Below are 18,284 nucleotides of genomic sequence, written 5' to 3'. Positions count from 1 at the left end.
AAGATAAAAGCATTGCCTTTAAACTTACTTTTTATTTAAATCCTATATAATCAAGCCAAATTTTATTAGGAGCTTTTATGACCCAAGAGGAACTTGACGCACTTATGGCAGGTGGGCTAGATGATGAGTTAGATAATGCTAAAGAAGATGCTGGCCAAGAGGTTGCGGACGTCAAAGAGGATACGGACGAGGTAACAGAAGTTGCAGAAGCAATCGATACTAAAGATGAGCCACAGTCAAAATCAGAAAGTAATTCAAAGAATGCAGAAAACTACAGAGTAAGTGCAGATGGCGTTTGGCCACCACCACCACCGACTGAAGACCACAAAATGGTTCATCAGCTTGATGACGTAACAAGAGATAGTGAAGAAAAAGCTACTCAGATGTTTGATAAGCTTGAGACTATAAATAACTTTTTTATGGATGCTGAGAGCGACTCAAATAGCCTAAAAGACACAATAAACTCAAATATTGAGCTATTTACGACGCTAAGTGAGAAATTTCCAAATATCGCTGCATTTAGCGAGGCTTTAGAGAAAAACAACTCACTTCTTGGCACGATCGATAATATCATCGGAAATTTACAAATGGGACAAGATGAGATCATGATGGCTATGGATATGATGCAGTATCAAGACATTCATAGACAAAAGATCGAGCGTGTTATCAACGTTATGAGAGCACTTAGCAAATATATGAATACCTTGTTTGAAGGTAAAATCGACGATGATAAGCGTGTTAGCTCTGCTGTTCACATCGCTGGTGATACAACGACTGAAAATCTTGTCAGCAACGACGATATCGAAGCCTTGATAGAAAGTTTGGGTAAAAAATAGTGCTAAAAAGGCCTGAGCTTTTATCTCCAGCTGGAAATTTAACAAAACTTAAAATAGCCCTTGAGTATGGAGCCGACGCTGTTTATGGCTCGGTGGCTAGCTTTTCACTAAGGACTAGATCAGCAAGGGAGTTTAACCTTGAAACATTCAAAGAGGCGATAGACTACACACATGCAAAGGGAAAAAAATTTTATGCGACCATAAATGCTTTTCCTTTTAACTCTCAGATCGAGCCACTAAAAAGGCACTTGCAAACTATCTCGGCGATGAAGCCAGATGCCTTTATCATCGCAACTCCAGGCGTTATGAGTCTAGCAAAAGCCATCGCTCCTGATATCGAGATACATCTCTCAACTCAGGCAAACGTTATGAATGTGCTTGATGCAAAAATTTATCACGATATGGGTGCAAAACGTATCGTCGTAGCACGCGAGATGAACTTAAAAGATGTCATAAAGATAAAAGAGGAAATTCCAACTCTTGATATTGAAATTTTTGTACATGGCTCGATGTGCTTTGCTTACTCTGGTAGGTGCTTAGTAAGCTCAGTGCAAAGCGGACGTATGTCAAATCGCGGCAGTTGTGCAAATGATTGCAGGTTTAAATACGAACTCTACGCCAAAAACGAAGAGAGTGGTGTGCTTTTCCGCTTAGAAGAGGATGAAAATGGCACTCATATTATGAACTCAAAAGATCTTTGCCTCATCTCTCACATCAAAGAGATCGTTGATAGTGGAGTGATAGATAGCTTAAAAATAGAAGGTCGCACAAAGAGCGAGTACTACGCAGCTTGCACCGCCAGAGCCTATAAAATGGCGATAGATGATGCCATGGACGATAAATTTGATGCACAAATTTATGAAAATGAGATAAATACGCTGAAAAATCGTGGCTTTACGGATGGCTACTTGGTGCATAGACCTTATGAGCGAACCGATACGCAAAATCACGTTAGTAGCCTAGAAGAGGGCACACATCAGGTAAATGCAATAAGCGAAGATGGCGAGTTTTTTAAGTGCAAATATAAAATTTTTCCAGGCAATAGCTACGAGATCGTGGCTCCTACTGGATCGGTTATAGAAGATAGTGAAAATGAAATCTCAAAGGTTTATTCACAAGATGGCAAGAAATTTATCAAATTTAAGCAGCTCATTACCAAAAAAGGCAAGGTTATGAGTGAAATTCATAGCGGCAATGAAAACGAGATAAGTCTTGGTATTAAGCTACCAAAATTTAGCTTTTTAAGGGAGAAAATATGAAATTTGTTTCTATTATAATGGGAAGTAAAAGCGACTATGAGATCGTTAGCGAGGCGGCAAAAACTCTTGAAAAATTTGGCGTAAAATATGAACTGATAATCAGCTCAGCTCACAGAAGTCCAAAAAGAACAAGCGAGTACGTCGCAAATGCAGAAAAAAAAGGCGCAAAAGTCTTTATCGCAGCTGCTGGTATGGCGGCTCACCTAGCTGGTGCGATCGCCGCAAATACAACAAAACCAGTGATCGGCATACCAATGGCAGGCTCAGCTCTTAGCGGCGTTGATGCACTTTACTCAACTGTGCAAATGCCAAGTGGCATGCCAGTGGCGACATTGGCTATCGGCAAGGCTGGTGCGATAAATGCAGCCTATTTGGCAGTGCAAATTTTAGCTCTTGAAGATGATAGTCTGGCAAGTGCTCTAAAAGCCGATAGAGAGGCAAAGGTAAAGGCCTTAGAGGAAGACTCTTCAAAGGTTGAAGTGATACTGTAAAAAGGAGAAGCGGTGCAGACCTATCTTGGTGTTGATGAATTTTGCAAACTTGTGCACTTAGAGCGTGAAGTTATCGAAGATATGATAAATCGTGGCGTTTTGAAAACCAAAGAGGAAAATGGAGAAATTTTGATAGAAGCGAGCGAAGGAACGATGAGCGCGGTGCCTAGTGTTTCGCAAAATTTATCCTTGCAGCCGCAAAGCCAAGATGGTATCAGCTTTGTTGAAAAGACGATTGGAACGATATTAAATTTACACGAAAAGGTGCTTGACGCAAAGGATGAGACGCTTGAAACCCTAAGAAATGAGAATAAATTTTTAAAAGAGGCGCTTATTTCTATGCAAGAGCTCTATGACGAAGATAGAAAAACGGTAGAAACTCTTACAAAACAGCTTAAAATTTCACAAGATGAAGTTGAATTTTTAAAACGAAAATATAAACTCATGTGGAACCAAGCGGTTGAAAATTTTAACGGGCAAAAGTAGTTTATGAAGATTATAAATTTAGAGGATAGCTTTGAAATTTACGGAGTAAAAACTCGCACTAAAAATGAAGATGAGATAGGCGGCAAGGGTAAAATTCCAGCTTTATGGTCTAAATTTATGAGTGAATACTATGATGGCAAGAGTGAAATTTATAGCGTTTACTGCAACTATGAAAGCGATCTTAATGGACATTACGATAACTTCATCGGCACAAGATCAAGCCACAAAAGTGATGAAATTCTAGAGATAAAAAGTGGCAAATACGCCGTTTTTAGTTTTGCAAGAGAGCCGCAAAACGTAGCAAAATTTTGGGGTAAAATTTGGAAATATTTTGAAAGTAGTGATCTAAAAAGAGCCTACGAAACGGATTTTGAGTTTTACGGCAGCGATGAGATAAAAATTTTTATATCTATTTTAGGCTAGGAAAAATGAATAAAAAAAACAATAGTTCAATCTTAAGTTTTATCGAAAATTTTGGTAACAAATTGCCAAATCCAACTATGCTTTTTATATATCTTTCGATTATTACGATAATAATATCGTTTGTGTTAGAAAAGATGGGCGTTGGTGTAAGCTATCAGGCTATCAAAGACGGACAAATATCACAGCTTAATGCAAATGTTATAAATTTGCTTTCTGCTGATAGTCTTAGATCTTTTGTTTCGTCTGTGCTTAAAAATTTTACTAATTTTTATCCTTTGGGAGTAGTTTTTGCGATTATTCTAGGTATTGGTATCGCAGACAAGTCTGGACTTTTGTCAGCACTTATGACAAAGATTGCCTTAAAATCTTCCAAAATATGGGTAACTCCAATCGTTATTTTTCTTGGAGTAATGTCAAATGTTGCTTCCTCGGTTGGCTATGTCGTGCTAATTCCGCTTGGAGCTATTTTATTTGCTGGATTTGGTCGCCATCCAATTGCTGGATTAGCTGCTGCTTTTGCTGGTGTTAGCGGTGGCTGGTCGGCAAATTTATTAATCGGTACAAATGACCCTATGTTTGCGGCATTTTCTATGCAAGCAGCTAGCGTGTTAAATCCAGATTATGTAGTGTTAGCAACTGCAAATTGGTATTTTATGATCGCTTCGACATTTTTGATCGTCTTTGTTGGCTGGTTTGTAACAGATAAAATCGTAGAGCCTAGGCTTGGTAAATTTGATTTTTTGGGTGATTTTAGCCTAAAAGAGCATAGTGAGATAAGTGCAGAGCAAAAACGTGGCTTAAAATTTTCGCTAATAGCGTTGATTGTTTTTGTAATTTTATTGCTTGTGGCTATTTTGCCTTCAGGCTCTTTATTTGGAGCAAAAGGCAATGAAAGCTTTATGAAATCTACTTTTATGCATTCTATTGTCGTTTTTATGATGTTACTTTTTATAGTGGTAGGCGTAGCTTACGGTGTAGGCGCCAGGAGTATAAAAAGCAGTAATGACGCCATAAAATTTATGGAACAATCTATTTCTGAGCTATCAGGATTTTTGGTTTTGATATTTTTTGCAGCTCAGTTTACATATCTTTTTAATACCTCAAATATTGGGCTAGTGCTTTCTATAAAAGGTTCTATTTTTCTAAAAGAAGTCGGATTAACTGGACTTAGCCTTATTATAGTTTTTATTTTCTTGATCGCTTTTATAAATTTATTTATAGCTGTTGATTCTGCAAAGTGGGCGATGATGGCTCCGATTTTTGTACCAATGTTTATGAATCTTGGACTTTCACCAGAGCTTACGCAGGCTGCTTTTAGAATAGGCGACTCTACTACAAATATCATAACGCCCTTGATGCCGTTTTTTGTTTTGATAGTAGCTTTTATGCAAAAATACAATAAAGAGTTAAAAATCGGATCAGTAGTTTCCATTATGCTTCCTTATACGGTTGCATTTTTAATTTCTTGGACAGTGCTAATGTCGTTTTGGTACGTTTTTGATCTACCACTAGGACCTGGTGCAGTTATACACTATGTAAAGTAAAATTTTAAAAGGAAAGCAATGACATTTTCACAAATAATATTAACCCTTCAAAACTATTGGCAAGAGCAAGGCTGCGTGATACTTCAACCATACGACATGCCAGCTGGTGCGGGCACATATCACCAAGCGACATTTTTAAGGAGCCTCGGACCAAAGCCGTGGGCGACTGCATATGTAGCTCCAAGCCGCCGTCCAACTGATGGCAGATACGGCGAAAACCCAAACCGCCTAGGCGCTTATTATCAGTTTCAAGTACTCATAAAGCCAAGTCCAGAAAATATCCAAGAGCTTTATCTAAAAAGCCTTGAAAAGCTCGGGTTAAATTTAAAAGATCACGACATCCGCTTCGTCGAGGATAACTGGGAGAGCCCGACGCTGGGCGCTTGGGGGCTAGGCTGGGAGGTCTGGCTAGATGGCATGGAAGTGACTCAGTTTACGTATTTTCAACAAGTGGGTGGCATCGCATGCGAGCTAATCTCTGGTGAGATAACATACGGCCTTGAGCGTTTGGCCATGTATCTACAAGATGTAAATAGCGTCTACGATATCGTTTGGGACGATAGGAATGGTAATATCGTAACATACGCCGACGTGCATAAACAGGGCGAATTTGAGTGGAGTAAATATAACTTTGAAGTGGCAAATGTTGATATGCTTTTTAACCAGTTTGAAAATGCATTTAACGAGTGCAAACGCTGCTTGGAGGCTAAAATTTCGCTGCCTGCGTATGATTATTGTATGCTAGCAGCGCATACTTTTAATGTCCTTGACGCGCGCGGAGCCATCAGCGTAACGCAAAGGCAAGACTACATTTTAAAAATCCGCGAGCTGGCCAAAGAGTGTGCGCTAACTTATAAAGAGAGCCTAGAGCAAAAGTAAAATTTTATGAAAATAGCTGAAATTTATAAAATTTTAGATGAAATTTGCCCGTTTGCGAGCCAAGAGCCTTGGGATAATAGTGGCCTTCAAGTTGGCTCATTTGATAGTGAATTTGAGCGAATTTATCTAAGCCTTGATCTAGATAGCGAACTTTTGCAAAATGTCTTGCCAAATTCGCTCATCATCACTCACCATCCGCTCATTTTTAAGGGGCTAAAGAGCCTAGACTACAGCCTTTATCCAAGCTCACTCATAAGAGAGATGATGATAAAAAATATCTCGCTCATCTCGCTTCACACAAATGCTGACCTTGCATTTTTAAATGAAAAATTTGTAACGCAGGTTTTGGGGCTTGAAATTTCAAGCAAAGAGAGTTTTTTGATCTACGCTGATGTGAAGATGAAATTTAGCAAGCTTTGTAAATTTGTAAAAGAAAAACTTGGATTAGAAAATTTAAGAGTGGTTCATGCAAAAGATGAAATTTCTAAAATTTGTATCTGCACTGGAAGTGGCGCAGATCTCATCCAAGAAGTCAAAGCAGACGTCTTTTTGACTGGTGATCTAAAGTATCATCAAGCTCTTTATGCAAAGGAAAATGGGCTAAATTTAATCGATATAAATCACTATGAAAGTGAACGTTATTTTGGTGATTTTTTAGCAAAATATTTGCAAAATCTGAAAATTGAAGTTATAATACGCAATTCCAAAAATCCATTTACATATTGCTAACAAAAAAGGAAACATTATGAATAAATACTTACAACAATTAGTTGAATTATCTGATCTTGATAAACAAATAGATGGCTTTATACCACGCATTCAAGACATAGAAAAGGCTTATAAAAATATAGAAGAAGAGTGCGAAACCATAACGGTCAATATAGAAAGACTAGATGAAGAGGTGAATGACTTAAAGTCTCAAAAATCAGGCACAAATGCTCATATTGCCGAGTTTAGCGCAAAGATAAAAGATGTAGCTAAAAAAAGCTCAAGTGCAAAAAGCGAAAAGGAGATAAAAGCTCTAAGTCTTGAAGAAGATATTGCAAAAGAGCAACTTGAGGCTGCAAATGAAGAGATTGCTAGACTTGAGAAGCTAATAGATAGTAAAAACAGTCAAAAAGATGAGCTTGGTTCAAAAAAAGCTGAACTTGAAGAGAATTTAAAAAATATAAAAAGCAAAACTTCATCTGAGCTTGAAAATATCGAAAAAGAACGTAAAGAAGTTTATGCTAAAAAAGACAAGCTTATCGCCACTATGAATCAAAAAATTCTAGCATTTTATGAAAAAATTAGAAAATGGGCTCACAACACAGCCGTTGTTCCTGTAAAAAAACAAGCTTGTTATGGTTGCTTTATGCAGATAAACGACAAAACTTTCTCTGCTGTTATCAAGGGCGAAGATATCGTTACATGTCCGCATTGTGGCAGAATCTTATATAAACAAGAGCAATAACACATTTCGTGATAATAATATATTACTTTCTAGCCTCAATACTCTATCTCTTTGGGGCTATCCTACTATTTATTTTAAGTTTTAAAAAAAAGTATCATAAGTCGATTCCAGCACGTTTTTTCCTCTTTAATAATCCTAAATTTCAAGATGCAGATGTGCATTTTCACGCTTGCTCGTTTGGTGAAGTGCAAGCACTTAAACCTTTGATGCAAAAATTTGACAGCAAAGCCATAAGTGTAGTGACAAATACTGGCTTTGAAGCGGCAAGTAAAATTTGCTCTAACGCGAGATTTTTACCGTTTGAAATTTTTTTGCCGTTTTGGCTAAAAAAGAGCAAAATTTTAGTTATTTTTGAGGCTGAGCTTTGGCTTATGCTAGTTTTCATGGCAAAGCTAAAAGGCAGCCGTGTGATATTAATAAATGCGAGAATTTCAGACAGAAGCTACAAAAGCTACTTGAAATTTGGCTTTTTCTATAGATATCTTTTTAAATTTATAGATAAAATTTACGCCCAAAGCGAGCTTGATAAAGAGCGGCTAAAGTCACTTGGAGCAGGCGAGATAGAGGTCGTTGGTAACATAAAAGCTGCATTTTTGCCAAGTGTGAGTAGAGTTTATGAAAAGCCAAAAGCTAGAGTAATCGTGCTAGCAAGTACTCACGCTGGCGAAGAAGAGATGATTTTAGAAAATTTAAATTTAAAAGAAAATGATCTATTAATCATCGCACCGCGCCATCCTGAGAGATTTGCAGAGGTTGAAAAGCTAGCGAGCGATTACGCTAAAAAACATGATTTTAGCTTTGCTAAATTTAGCCAAACGCATAAATTTGAAGCAAAGATAAATTTGCTTGATACTTTAGGCGAGCTTGTAAATGTCTATGCTATTAGCGATATAGTAGTGCTTGGAGGCAGTTTTGTGCCAAATATTGGCGGGCATAACCCAATCGAGTGCGCACAATTTAACCCAGTGATAATAAGTGGCGAGTTTATATTTAACCAAAAGGCATTATTTGGCTTAGTTGAAAACATCTATATCGCAAAAGCTAGCGAGATCGGCGGCATAATAGATAGTGGTGCCAAAAAGAGCAAGATCGCCGTACAGGCCAGCGCTGATACGATCATAGAAGATATAAGGAGCACTTTATGAGTGAAGAAAAAGCGTATAAAATTTTAGCCAAACAAAAAAATATCTCAAACAATGAGGCAAAGGAGCTAATAGATAGTGGTCTAGTCTATGCTAAGGGGCAAAAGGTGATGATAGCTCGAGCGCTAATGAGTGAAAATACTAAATTTAACGTCGAAGAGATGCCAAAACCAAGCGTTATATTTGAAGATGAAAATTTAATAGCCATAAATAAGCCTGCTGCTATAACTAGCGAAAAAATCAGTCAAATTTATAAATTTCCACTCCTTCATAGGCTCGATAAGGATACAAGTGGCGTGCTGCTTCTTGTAAAAAATGACGAATTTGCAGCACTTGCTATAAATGAGTTTAAAAAGATGAAGGTTGAGAAAAATTATGTGGCCGCAGTTAGGGGTATCATGAGCGAGGAAGTGGTCGTAAATGAGCCGATCTTAACGATAAAAAATAAAAATGGCGCCTTTTCAAAGATATCAAAAGATGGCAAAGAAGCGATCAGTGAAATTTCGCCACTCATGGTTACAGGTAAAAAAACGCTTGTAAAAGTTGCCATAAAAACAGGCAGGACGCATCAGATAAGAGTGCATTTGGCTAGTTTAAATTTACCTATCGTTGGCGATGAGAAATATGGCAAAAATAGGGCAAATAGAATGTTTTTGCATGCCTATTCTATCGCTCTTTTAAACTATAAATTTAAAGCGCCGATCCCAAAAGAATTTAATACTCTTGGATTTGAGCTATCTAATAAATTTGAAATTTAAAGAGCAATAAAGAAATTATTTAGTAATATACGCCCTTTAATAACAACTTAGAAAGGTGATTAGTGTTCGAACAAATTAGCGAGTCTTTTAGATTGGCTGTTAGCAAGATACGTTTTGTAGATGACGAAAAAGCTCTAAAAAACGCACTTGACGTGCTCAAAAAAGCTCTTTTAAAAGCTGATGTTCACCATAAAGTCACCAAAGATCTGCTCGCGTCTATCGAAAGCGAACTAAAGCAAACTGGTGTTGGTCAAAAGAATTTCTTGGATGCGATCAAGTCAAATTTAACGACTATCTTAACAGCTCCTGGCAATCAAGGCTTTGTCTATGCACCAGTTGCACCGACCATTGTTTTGATGGCTGGTTTGCAAGGTAGTGGTAAAACAACGACAACTATCAAGCTTGCAAACTATCTAAAATTAAGAAAGAAAAAAGTTTTAGTTGCGGCTTGTGACTTGCAAAGATTAGCAGCAGTTGAGCAGCTAAGACAGCTCTGCGTTGCAAATGAGATCGATCTTTTCTTTATAGAAAATGAAAATAATCCTATAAAAGTAGCAAAAGAAGCACTAGGAAAAGCAAAAAGTGGCCTTTATGATGTGCTTTTGGTGGATACCGCTGGTCGTCTTGCGATCGATGAAAAGTTGATGCAAGAGATAAAAGATGTAAAAAATGCTATAAATCCACATGAAATTTTCTATGTAGCTGACGCTATGAGTGGACAAGATGCTGTAAAAACAGCTACAAGTTTTAATGAAATTTTAGGAATTTCTGGAGTTATCCTTTCTAAATTTGACTCTGACTCAAAGGGCGGCGTAGCTATCAGTATCGCTAAACAGCTAAATATCCCACTTAGATTTGTCGGTATTGGCGAGAAAGTAGCCGATATCGAGAGCTTTATACCAGACCGTATCGTAAGCCGTATAATGGGTGAGGGCGACCTAGCTACTTTGGTCGAGAAGACATCGACTATTATTGATGAAAAAGAGGCAAAACGTCTAAATCAAAAGATAAAAAAAGGTCAGTTTAACTTTAATGACTTTTTAGATCAAATGGAAAGTGTTAAAAAGCTTGGCAGTATGAAGTCTTTGATGGGGATGATACCTGGGCTTTCAAACATAGCAAATCAGATAAAAGATATAGATCTTGATAATTCAAAAGAAATTTTACATATTAAGGCTATGATAAACTCTATGACGCAAAAAGAGCGTGAAAATCCTGAACTTTTGAATAATAGTAGAAAAAGACGTTTAGCGGCTGGTTCTGGACTTTCTCAGATAGAGGTAAATCGATTTTTAAAGCAGTTTGAAAATGCCTCAAAACTTGCTAAGAAATTTTCAGGAAAAGGTGGAGCAAAAGGACTCGCAAATATGCTTTCTCAAGCAAATTTAAAAAGACCTGTTTGATAAAAGGGTTTAAATTTGGATATTTGTTATCTAAATTTAAGCTTTATTTAAAAATAAGAGGAGAAATATAATATGGCAACAGTAGTAAGACTAACAAGAATGGGACGCAAAAAAAGACCTTTTTATCGTATAGTTGTTACAGATAGCAGAAAAAGACGCGACAGCGGTTGGATAGAGAGCATTGGTTATTACAACCCTATGGTTGAGCCAAATGTTATAAATTTCAACAAAGAGAGATTAGACTACTGGAAAAGCGTCGGTGCTAAACTTAGCGATAGAGTTGCACAAATTACAAAATAATGGTTAAAAATTTTTTATACGAATATGCCAAGTTGATTGCTGATTTTCCTGATAAAGTAAGTGTTGATCGTCAGGAACTTGGTGAAAATTTTGCTGAGATAATTATAAGTGCCGATAAGGTTGATACAGGAAAACTTATCGGTAAAGATGGCAAAATGATAAACGCTATAAAGACCGTTATTATTGGTTGTAAAGCCAAAGATAATACAAGTTATAGAGTAACGGTAAAAGCTATTGAATAGTGATATTGTTGAAGTCGCTACCATCGGAAGATGTGTTGGTTTAAAGGGCTACTTAAAGCTTCACAATAAGAGCGACTTCCCAGAACAGTTTAAAAAAGGTGCAACCTTTTTTGATAAAAACAATGATCAGCTGACCATAAAAGACTACAATAGACAAAAAGAGCTGGTTTTATTTGAAAAATTTGATGACTTAGATCTTGCTAAAACGCTTGTAAATAGAACTATATATACCACAAAAGAGCTCACTAGAAAAAACTGCAAATTAAAAAAAAATGAATTTTTTCAGTTTGATATTATTGGTTTAAAAGTTATAGAAAATGGTGAAATTTTGGGTATTGTAGAAGATATCCAAGATAATTTTGCAAATTCACTTTTATGCATAAAAACAGACGAAGAGCTTACCTTGGGTGGTAAACCAAAGAATTTTTACATTCCATATTTAGAGCATTTTATTATAAGTGTAAATTTGAATAGTGAAGAGATTTTGGTAAAAGGTGCTAGAGACATTTTAGAAAATTCATGAAATTTACATTTATTACGCTTTTTGAAAATTTAGTTAAACCTTATTTTTGTGATTCTATTTTAAAACGTGCGATTAATAATAAATTTATAGAAATTGATTTCATAAATCCAAGAAATTTTACTAACGATAAACACAATAAAGTTGATGATTATATGATCGGAGGTGGAGCAGGGCTTTTGATGTTTCCACAGCCTTTGGATGAGTCGATCAAATTTCTAAAAGAAAAAGATAAAAATGTTCATGTGATATTTTTAACGCCAGCTGGTAAAAAATTTAATCAAAATGACGCAAAGAGGCTTTCTAAAAAAGATCACATTTGTTTTGTTTGCAGTAGATATGAAGGCCTTGATGAACGAGTTGTTGAGCTTTGGGCAGATGAAGTTTTTTGTATAGGTGATTTTGTTTTAACTGGTGGAGAGCTTCCTGCGCTTTGTATGAGCGATGCAATATCAAGAAATGTACCTGGAGTTTTAGGAAACGATATGAGCCTTGAAGTTGAGAGTTTTGAGGATAATTTGCTTGAAGCCCCATCTTTTACAAAGCCTGATAATTTTAGATCAATCTTTGTGGTTTCAGAGTTTTTAAAGGGTAACCATGCTAAAATCCACACTTTAAAAAATAAGATGGCTCACTGCAAAACAAGGTTCTTTCGCCCTGATTTATATCAAAAGCTTAAGCCACATAAATAAGGAAAAACATGAGAAATAAATACATTGAAGCATTTGAAAATGCTCAAATTGCTAGTAAAAATATTCCTGACTTCCGTGCAGGAGATACATTACGCGTTGCTACTCGTATTCACGAAGGCGATAAAACTAGAATTCAAAATTTTGAAGGTATTTGTATAGCTAGACGTGGTAGCGGTACCGGCGAAACATTTATCATTAGAAAAATTGGCGCTAATAGTGTTGGCGTTGAGAGAATTTTTCCAATCTTTAGTGACTCAATCGAAGAGATAAAAGTTCTTAGAAAAGGTCGTGTTAGAAGAGCTAAATTATTCTATCTACGTGACCTTCGTGGTAAAGCTGCTAAAATCCGCGAACTTAGAAAATAATCTTACTATCTGTCCTGAAGTCTATTCAGGACTTTTAATCTTCTTTTTAAATTTAATTTTTTTAAATATTTTTTTGTTTTTTAATATTAAAAAAATCTATTTATTTTTATTGTTTTTACCACTAGTCTATAAAAATTTAAAATATATAAAAAATTTCTATATAAAGTTTCAGATACCTCATATACTAAATTTATTTATTTTCTACTTCTTCTTATTTGTATACCAAAATAAAAAAATAACAAAACAAAGAATTACTCCAAACATTATTGATACAACTATTATAGTAGCATTTTTAGTTTCATTAAATGGCAGGCCTTGTGTATTCATACCAAAAAACCCAGTTATCAGATTTAGTGGTAGCATTACAGCCGATATCATTGTTAAAATGTAAATGTTTTGATTGATTTTGTCGTTTTTTATACTTTGTATAAATGTATAAATATCATCGATTCTGCAGGCATATTCATTAGCCATTGTTCTAAAAACATTTGCCTCATGAGTACTATTTTTAAGCTCTTTTTTTAAATTTTGTTGCTCGCTTTGACAAATCGAAAGGGTTTCATAAAAATGAGATATCTTGTTTTGAAATTTTCTAATCTCGTATTTTAAAAAGTGGTGTCTTTTGATAAATTGATTAAAGTTTTTTCGACTAGCATAAATTTTTTCATACTCGTTTAGTTCTTCTTGATGTTCTAAAATTTTGTTTGCATATTCATTACATAGTTTTTTAAGAGCCGCTTCAAACTCGTTTTTATCGCATTCGTGATCAAAATCTTCTTTGTAAATTTTGCCATTTTTAAATAAAAATTTATAGCTTTGCTTTTGCGTAAAAGAAACAAGTAAAATATAGTCGTATTCATCGCCATAAAAATATCCACAAACTGAACTTTTATAGCTCATTTTTTACCCTTTTAGCATAAAAATTTTTCTTAAATTTGGCAAATTCGCCTCTTTCTATCGCCTCTCTCATCTCTTTCATCAAATTTAGATAGTGGTGCAGGTTGTGAAGACTTGCTAGTCTAAAAAATGTGAGCTCCCTCGCCTTGAAAAGGTGATTTAGATAGCCTCTTGAGTAGCGTTTGCAGGTATAGCACTGACACTGCGGGTCGATTGGCGCGTGGTCGTTTATAAATTTCGCTGATTTTATATTTATCTTGCCAAAGCTAGTAAAGAGTGTGCCGTTTCTTGCGTTTCTTGTTGGCATAACGCAGTCAAACATATCAACGCCTCGCTCTACGTTTTCCACGAGATCTTCAGGTGTACCAACGCCCATTAGATAACGCGGTCTTAGCTCATCCATAAATGGCATAACCGCCTCAACAGTGTCATACATCGCCTCGTTGCTCTCGCCAACGCTTAGCCCTCCTATCGCAAGGCCGTCAAATGGCATCTCATTTAGCACCTGCGCGCAAAATTTACGCGCCTCATAGTCGGTGCCTCCTTGAACGATACCAAAGATATTTTGCTGTAAGCCAACGCCATTGCTTTGCATAAATTTGTGATAATCAATCGCCTCTTTTGCCCATTTTATCGTTCGTTTTATACTTAGATCGATTCTTTTTGGCTCAGCAGGCAAGGCGACTAGATCATCAAGTATCATCATAATGTCGCTGCCTAGATCGTACTGCGCGTCAAGGACGGATCTTGGCGTGAAATAGTGCGTACTGCCGTCGATATGGCTTTTAAATTTTATCCCACCATCATCATTTTTGGTGTTTGATCTAAGTGAAAATGCCTGAAATCCGCCGCTATCTGTTAAAAACGAGCGCTCAAACTTAGAAAATCCATGAAGTCCGCCAAACTCACGCACGACCTTGCCACCAGGGCGCAAGTACATATGATATGTGTTTGCTAAAATTATCTTTGCGTCTAAAATTTCACTCATATCAAAGGCGTCTAAGCTTTTAACCGCGCCAACCGTGCCAACTGGCATGAAAACTGGCGTTTGTATCACGCTGTGGGCAGTTGTTAGGATACCACGCCTTGCATTTCCATCTTTTTTTATAACTTCAAATTTCATCTAAATCCTTAAATTTTTTGATTTTCTATTTTAACAAAATTTATAATATAATCTAGAAATTTTAAGGCAAAGGAACTTTTTGCAAAAGAAAAATGATGTCATTTTTGTAGTGGCAAATGGCGCTCAGACTATAAAATTTATAGGTGAGTTTAGCTATAAAGATGCAAAAAAATTACAAAGCATTTTTAAAAAAATCCAAAAACTTAACGGCAATGTTAAATTTGACTTTAGTGAGCTAAAAAGCATTGATTACGCTGTTTTGATACTTTTAAGAAATGCACTAAATGGTAAGAAATTTGAGATCATCACGAATGATGAGAAGATAAAGGCGATGATTGATCTTTTAAATGACGAGAAGATCGACTTTAACTACATGCCACCGGACAATAGCCTAAATTTTTTCTCACGCTTGGGAGAGAAAATTTGCGAGGGATTTGTAAATTTGCTTGAGTTTGGCTCGTTTTTGGGCGAGTTTTTGATAAAAAGCGTGAGGATTTTATTTAATCCTGCAAATTTAAGGTTTAGAGAATTTAGCAACTACATAAAAGATGGCGGTGTAAATGCCGTTTTCATAGTCTCGCTAACCGCTTTTTTGATAGGCGTCGTGCTCGCATATCTTGGTAGTGCGATGCTTGCAAGCTTTGGGGCAAGTATATTTATAGTTGAGATCATGGGTATACTAACTCTTAGAGAGGTGGCCCCGCTCATCGCTGCTATCGTTGTGGCAGGCAGGTCAGCCTCTAGTTTTACCGCACAAATTGGCGCTATGAAGCTAACTGAAGAGATAGACGCGATGAAGACGATGGGCTTTGAGCCCTTTAACTTTTTGGTGCTGCCACGCATCATTGCCATGGTGCTTTGCGTGCCAGTCATCATCTTTATAGCAGACGCTATAAGCATTTTAGGGCAGATGATCATTTGCCAAACGATACTTGATATTAGCTTTAGTGACTATCTAAATAGATTTCGCGAGATGGTCGAGCTTAGGCACTTTGCTGTTGGCATGATAAAAGCGCCGTTTTTTGGTGCGGTAATAGCGATCATTGGGTGCATGAGGGGGTTTGGTGTTAGTCAAAACGCCCAAAGCCTTGGAGCGATGACTACTGTTAGCGTTGTAAATGCGATATTTTGGGTCATCGCGCTTGATGCCTTTTTTGCGATAATTTTTATGTGGCTAAAAATATGAATGAGATAATAGTTGGAAAAAACATAACGACAAGTTATGACGATAAGATCATGCACGATAATGTGAGCTGGAGCGTCAAAGAAGCTGAAATTTACGGCTTTTTAGGCGGCAGTGGTGCTGGTAAAACGACGCTTATGAAGACGATGATATATCTAAAAAAGCCAAGCGAGGGCGATATATTTTTTGATGGCGTCAATATGTGGAAAAGCGGCTCTGATGAGCAGCAAGAGATAAAGCTAAAAAGTGGGACGATGTTTCAATTTGGCGCACTTTATAGCTCGATGACGATCCTTGATAACGTGGGCGTTTTGCTCCATGAGTACTCTAAATTTAACAAGCGCCAGATCGATGAGATAGCGATGTTTTGGATACAAAAGGTGGGGCTTAAAAAAGAGGTTTCGATGCTCTATCCAAGCGAGCTAAGTGGCGGTATGAAAAAGAGGGCTGCGCTTGCAAGAGCCTTGGTGCTAAGCCCTAGGGTGCTATTTTTGGACGAACCAAATAGCGGTCTTGATCCTGTTAGCTCACGTCAGATGGATGCACTCATAAAAGAGCTTCGTGATAGCATCGGTGTAACCGTCGTTATGGTGACGCATGATGCCGATAGCATTTTTGATATTTTGGATAGATTTTTGATAATAGATAACAAAAAGATAGCCTTTGAGGGAGATATAAAAGAGCTTGAGCATCTTGAAAATAACCCGCTTGAAGAGCTATTTAAAATGAGGAAAAAGTAGATGGAAAATAGAAATTCTTATACCATTGTTGGCATGTTTTTCATAGCATGCCTTACAGCTTTTGCGATATTTATCTGGTGGATGACTAGCAAAAATAACACGAAGGTTGATTTTAAGGAGTATTACATCCACACAAGCGAACTGCCAAGCGGGCTAAAGGTTGATTCTACGGTTAAATTTATCGGCGTGCCAGCAGGAAGCGTTAGTGATATAAATTTTGTCGATGACAAAAACGCTCTTATAAACATCACGATGAAGATAAGAGAGGATCTGCCTATAAAGGCTGATAGCATAGCAAGTATCGAAGTTCAGGCAATTAGTGGTGTGGCTAGTATAAATATAAGTCGAGGCACGAAGGATTTTAAACCAGGTGATAAGCCTATCTTAAAGCTTGAAGAGAGTCTTCTTTCAAAGCTTGGAAACAACGCTGAAAACATCACTTTAAAGATAAATCAAACCCTTGATAAAGTTGATGGCTTTTTCTCAGCTGAAAATATCTCTCACATCGAGTCAATCCTAAGAAATATCGATAAATTTACACAGGTTTTAACTGATGAAAATGGTCTAAGCGAGGTTGATAGCATTGTTAAAAATGTAAAAAATTTCACCGATAGCTTAAACAAAACCGACACAAAAGAGCTTGCTAAAAATTTAAACAAGCTAATTGCTAGTGCAAATTCAGTTTTTGTTTCAGCAAATTCAGCTGTAAATGGCTATAGCTCGCTTCAAGATATCGTAACTCAAAAGGTAAAAAACGGCGAATATGACCTTAGAAATACGCTCTCTCCGCTACTTAGAGAGGCTAGCGAGTTTTTAAATGGATTTGACAAGACACTTCGTGAGTTTAGGGGTGCGCTTCAAAGGCTTGAAGATAATCCTTACGAGTTTTTCTTTACAAATCCAGTGCCAAATGACAAAGGAGATAAAAAATGAGAAATTTAATCTTTCTAGCAGCTACGTTTTTATTTTTTGGCTGCTCGCTAAAGACCGACGTGCCAATGGCAACTATGTATGAAATTCACTACTCAAACAAAGAGTGCTCGGCTGAAAATAAGCAAAAAGAGCTAAAAAATGTATTTATCGAAAATGTGAGTGCTCTTGATATGGTTGATACTAGAAAAATTTTGATTGTGGCTGAAAATAACAAAATCAGATACCTAAGTGATGCTAAATTTGTCTCTGAGCCAAGCGAAATGGTCTATAAATCGCTTGTAAAAGGGCTTTATTCAAACTGTGCTGCTAAGCCGATATTTTCACCAAATGCAAAAGATCTTAGACTAAAAGTAAGCATCATCTCTCTTCAGATAAGAGGCGACAAAGCCGAAGTTTCGCTAGCTTACGAGCTATTTAATGTAAACACTTCGCTAAAATCTGGCATGATCACAAAAGAAATTTTTTGTCCAGATCCAAGCTCAAGTACTATTTTTGATACGATAAATAAGGCTACAAATTTAGCAATAGATACGCTAATCTCTGAAATAATCTCTTAAATTTTCTTGGCTGTAAATTTTTAAATTTATAGCCAAAATAGCTTATTTTAAAGACCTT

Annotated in this window: 23 protein-coding genes; 21 read left to right on the top strand and 2 right to left on the bottom strand. The window is 36.6% G+C overall.

All coding sequences use genetic code 11. The features are described from left to right. The first annotated feature begins 77 nt into the window (after positions 1-77). The 17 genes from CVT18_RS05950 to rplS all read left to right on the top strand — a co-directional run bounded on the left by CVT18_RS05950 (position 78) and on the right by rplS (position 12,793). The gene (locus tag CVT18_RS05950) at positions 78-836 is read left to right on the top strand and encodes a chemotaxis protein (protein WP_087576988.1); all 759 of its coding nucleotides are present in this window, start codon (positions 78-80) and stop codon (positions 834-836) included. After that, positions 836-2,095: a peptidase U32 family protein gene (locus CVT18_RS05945; RefSeq protein WP_103589369.1), complete on the top strand. Its 1,260-nt coding sequence runs from the start codon at positions 836-838 to the stop codon at positions 2,093-2,095. Before CVT18_RS05950 ends, CVT18_RS05945 begins: the two co-directional genes overlap by 1 nt. Then, the gene (purE, locus tag CVT18_RS05940) at positions 2,092-2,586 is read left to right on the top strand and encodes a 5-(carboxyamino)imidazole ribonucleotide mutase (RefSeq protein WP_087585835.1); all 495 of its coding nucleotides are present in this window, start codon (positions 2,092-2,094) and stop codon (positions 2,584-2,586) included. The genes CVT18_RS05945 and purE overlap by 4 nt, the downstream gene beginning before the upstream one ends. A 12-nt stretch (positions 2,587-2,598) precedes the next feature. Next, the gene (locus CVT18_RS05935) at positions 2,599-3,072 is read left to right on the top strand and encodes a DUF3972 domain-containing protein (protein WP_103628266.1); all 474 of its coding nucleotides are present in this window, start codon (positions 2,599-2,601) and stop codon (positions 3,070-3,072) included. Between the two features lie 3 nt (positions 3,073-3,075). Beyond that, positions 3,076-3,495 (top strand): GyrI-like domain-containing protein, encoded by a 420-nt coding sequence (locus CVT18_RS05930; RefSeq protein ID WP_103628265.1) that lies wholly within the window; start codon positions 3,076-3,078, stop codon positions 3,493-3,495. Positions 3,496-3,500: 5 nt separating this feature from the next. Then, complete coding sequence (locus CVT18_RS05925; RefSeq protein WP_107824335.1) at positions 3,501-5,039, top strand: AbgT family transporter; 1,539 nt, start codon at positions 3,501-3,503, stop codon at positions 5,037-5,039. An 18-nt stretch (positions 5,040-5,057) separates the two neighbouring features. After that, the gene (gene glyQ, locus CVT18_RS05920; protein ID WP_107824334.1) at positions 5,058-5,918 is read left to right on the top strand and encodes a glycine--tRNA ligase subunit alpha; all 861 of its coding nucleotides are present in this window, start codon (positions 5,058-5,060) and stop codon (positions 5,916-5,918) included. 6 nt (positions 5,919-5,924) lie between these two features. Then, on the top strand, positions 5,925-6,647 hold the full coding sequence (locus CVT18_RS05915) for a Nif3-like dinuclear metal center hexameric protein (RefSeq protein ID WP_103628262.1): 723 nt from the start codon (positions 5,925-5,927) through the stop codon (positions 6,645-6,647). Positions 6,648-6,663: 16 nt separating this feature from the next. Next, positions 6,664-7,371 (top strand): zinc ribbon domain-containing protein, encoded by a 708-nt coding sequence (locus CVT18_RS05910; protein WP_103628261.1) that lies wholly within the window; start codon positions 6,664-6,666, stop codon positions 7,369-7,371. Between the two features lie 8 nt (positions 7,372-7,379). Beyond that, the gene (waaA, locus tag CVT18_RS05905; RefSeq protein WP_103628260.1) at positions 7,380-8,516 is read left to right on the top strand and encodes a lipid IV(A) 3-deoxy-D-manno-octulosonic acid transferase; all 1,137 of its coding nucleotides are present in this window, start codon (positions 7,380-7,382) and stop codon (positions 8,514-8,516) included. Further along, complete coding sequence (locus CVT18_RS05900) at positions 8,513-9,271, top strand: RluA family pseudouridine synthase (RefSeq protein ID WP_103628259.1); 759 nt, start codon at positions 8,513-8,515, stop codon at positions 9,269-9,271. Before waaA ends, CVT18_RS05900 begins: the two co-directional genes overlap by 4 nt. A 62-nt stretch (positions 9,272-9,333) precedes the next feature. Continuing rightward, complete coding sequence (gene ffh / locus CVT18_RS05895; protein WP_103628258.1) at positions 9,334-10,674, top strand: signal recognition particle protein; 1,341 nt, start codon at positions 9,334-9,336, stop codon at positions 10,672-10,674. A 72-nt stretch (positions 10,675-10,746) separates the two neighbouring features. Then, entirely contained in the window at positions 10,747-10,974 is a 228-nt protein-coding gene (gene rpsP / locus CVT18_RS05890; protein WP_009293992.1) for a 30S ribosomal protein S16, read from the top strand. Then, entirely contained in the window at positions 10,974-11,216 is a 243-nt protein-coding gene (locus CVT18_RS05885; RefSeq protein ID WP_072594183.1) for a KH domain-containing protein, read from the top strand. Before rpsP ends, CVT18_RS05885 begins: the two co-directional genes overlap by 1 nt. Continuing rightward, positions 11,209-11,739, top strand: coding sequence for a ribosome maturation factor RimM (rimM, locus tag CVT18_RS05880; RefSeq protein ID WP_103576740.1), 531 nt, complete (start codon positions 11,209-11,211; stop codon positions 11,737-11,739). The genes CVT18_RS05885 and rimM overlap by 8 nt, the downstream gene beginning before the upstream one ends. After that, positions 11,736-12,428, top strand: a complete 693-nt coding sequence (gene trmD / locus CVT18_RS05875) for a tRNA (guanosine(37)-N1)-methyltransferase TrmD (RefSeq protein WP_103628257.1) — start codon at positions 11,736-11,738, stop codon at positions 12,426-12,428. Before rimM ends, trmD begins: the two co-directional genes overlap by 4 nt. 8 nt (positions 12,429-12,436) lie before the next feature. Beyond that, positions 12,437-12,793, top strand: coding sequence for a 50S ribosomal protein L19 (gene rplS, locus CVT18_RS05870; RefSeq protein ID WP_021090978.1), 357 nt, complete (start codon positions 12,437-12,439; stop codon positions 12,791-12,793). A gap of 201 nt (positions 12,794-12,994) precedes the next feature. On the opposite strand, the gene CVT18_RS05865 is transcribed toward rplS, so the two are convergent. Both CVT18_RS05865 and tgt read right to left on the bottom strand, forming a co-directional pair. Continuing rightward, positions 12,995-13,693, bottom strand: a complete 699-nt coding sequence (locus CVT18_RS05865) for a CorA family divalent cation transporter (protein ID WP_107824333.1) — start codon at positions 13,691-13,693, stop codon at positions 12,995-12,997. Further along, positions 13,683-14,813, bottom strand: a complete 1,131-nt coding sequence (tgt, locus tag CVT18_RS05860; protein ID WP_103628255.1) for a tRNA guanosine(34) transglycosylase Tgt — start codon at positions 14,811-14,813, stop codon at positions 13,683-13,685. Before tgt ends, CVT18_RS05865 begins: the two co-directional genes overlap by 11 nt. A 79-nt stretch (positions 14,814-14,892) precedes the next feature. On the opposite strand from tgt, the gene CVT18_RS05855 reads away from it, so the two are divergent. Genes CVT18_RS05855 through CVT18_RS05840 form a run of 4 tightly spaced genes read left to right on the top strand, consistent with a single transcriptional unit; the run spans position 14,893 to position 18,226 of the window. Next, entirely contained in the window at positions 14,893-15,999 is a 1,107-nt protein-coding gene (locus tag CVT18_RS05855) for an MlaE family ABC transporter permease (protein ID WP_103628254.1), read from the top strand. Next, positions 15,996-16,736 (top strand): ABC transporter ATP-binding protein, encoded by a 741-nt coding sequence (locus CVT18_RS05850; protein WP_103628253.1) that lies wholly within the window; start codon positions 15,996-15,998, stop codon positions 16,734-16,736. Before CVT18_RS05855 ends, CVT18_RS05850 begins: the two co-directional genes overlap by 4 nt. Further along, on the top strand, positions 16,737-17,669 hold the full coding sequence (locus CVT18_RS05845; RefSeq protein WP_103628252.1) for an MlaD family protein: 933 nt from the start codon (positions 16,737-16,739) through the stop codon (positions 17,667-17,669). After that, entirely contained in the window at positions 17,666-18,226 is a 561-nt protein-coding gene (locus tag CVT18_RS05840) for an ABC-type transport auxiliary lipoprotein family protein (RefSeq protein WP_103628251.1), read from the top strand. The genes CVT18_RS05845 and CVT18_RS05840 overlap by 4 nt, the downstream gene beginning before the upstream one ends. Positions 18,227-18,284 lie beyond the last annotated feature (58 nt).

This window comes from Campylobacter concisus (genome assembly GCF_003048405.1).
In the GTDB taxonomy this organism is placed as follows: Bacteria; Campylobacterota; Campylobacteria; order Campylobacterales; family Campylobacteraceae; genus Campylobacter_A; species Campylobacter_A concisus_Q.
This window is presented reverse-complemented; position numbering and strand designations above follow the sequence as displayed.

Bases quoted from the DNA above. Each gene is read 5' to 3' on its own strand.
- CVT18_RS05925 (WP_107824335.1), top strand. From the start codon at position 3,501: ATGAATAAAAAAAACAATAGTTCAATCTTAAGTTTTATCGAAAATTTT.
- CVT18_RS05840 (WP_103628251.1), top strand. From the start codon at position 17,666: ATGAGAAATTTAATCTTTCTAGCAGCTACGTTTTTATTTTTTGGCTGC.
- CVT18_RS05900 (WP_103628259.1), top strand. From the start codon at position 8,513: ATGAGTGAAGAAAAAGCGTATAAAATTTTAGCCAAACAAAAAAATATC.
- trmD (WP_103628257.1), top strand. From the start codon at position 11,736: ATGAAATTTACATTTATTACGCTTTTTGAAAATTTAGTTAAACCTTAT.
- CVT18_RS05885 (WP_072594183.1), top strand. From the start codon at position 10,974: ATGGTTAAAAATTTTTTATACGAATATGCCAAGTTGATTGCTGATTTT.
- CVT18_RS05930 (WP_103628265.1), top strand. From the start codon at position 3,076: ATGAAGATTATAAATTTAGAGGATAGCTTTGAAATTTACGGAGTAAAA.
- purE (WP_087585835.1), top strand. From the start codon at position 2,092: ATGAAATTTGTTTCTATTATAATGGGAAGTAAAAGCGACTATGAGATC.
- glyQ (WP_107824334.1), top strand. From the start codon at position 5,058: ATGACATTTTCACAAATAATATTAACCCTTCAAAACTATTGGCAAGAG.
- CVT18_RS05865 (WP_107824333.1), bottom strand. From the start codon at position 13,693: ATGAGCTATAAAAGTTCAGTTTGTGGATATTTTTATGGCGATGAATAC.
- tgt (WP_103628255.1), bottom strand. From the start codon at position 14,813: ATGAAATTTGAAGTTATAAAAAAAGATGGAAATGCAAGGCGTGGTATC.
- CVT18_RS05950 (WP_087576988.1), top strand. From the start codon at position 78: ATGACCCAAGAGGAACTTGACGCACTTATGGCAGGTGGGCTAGATGAT.
- rplS (WP_021090978.1), top strand. From the start codon at position 12,437: ATGAGAAATAAATACATTGAAGCATTTGAAAATGCTCAAATTGCTAGT.
- CVT18_RS05915 (WP_103628262.1), top strand. From the start codon at position 5,925: ATGAAAATAGCTGAAATTTATAAAATTTTAGATGAAATTTGCCCGTTT.
- CVT18_RS05910 (WP_103628261.1), top strand. From the start codon at position 6,664: ATGAATAAATACTTACAACAATTAGTTGAATTATCTGATCTTGATAAA.
- rpsP (WP_009293992.1), top strand. From the start codon at position 10,747: ATGGCAACAGTAGTAAGACTAACAAGAATGGGACGCAAAAAAAGACCT.
- CVT18_RS05850 (WP_103628253.1), top strand. From the start codon at position 15,996: ATGAATGAGATAATAGTTGGAAAAAACATAACGACAAGTTATGACGAT.
- CVT18_RS05845 (WP_103628252.1), top strand. From the start codon at position 16,737: ATGGAAAATAGAAATTCTTATACCATTGTTGGCATGTTTTTCATAGCA.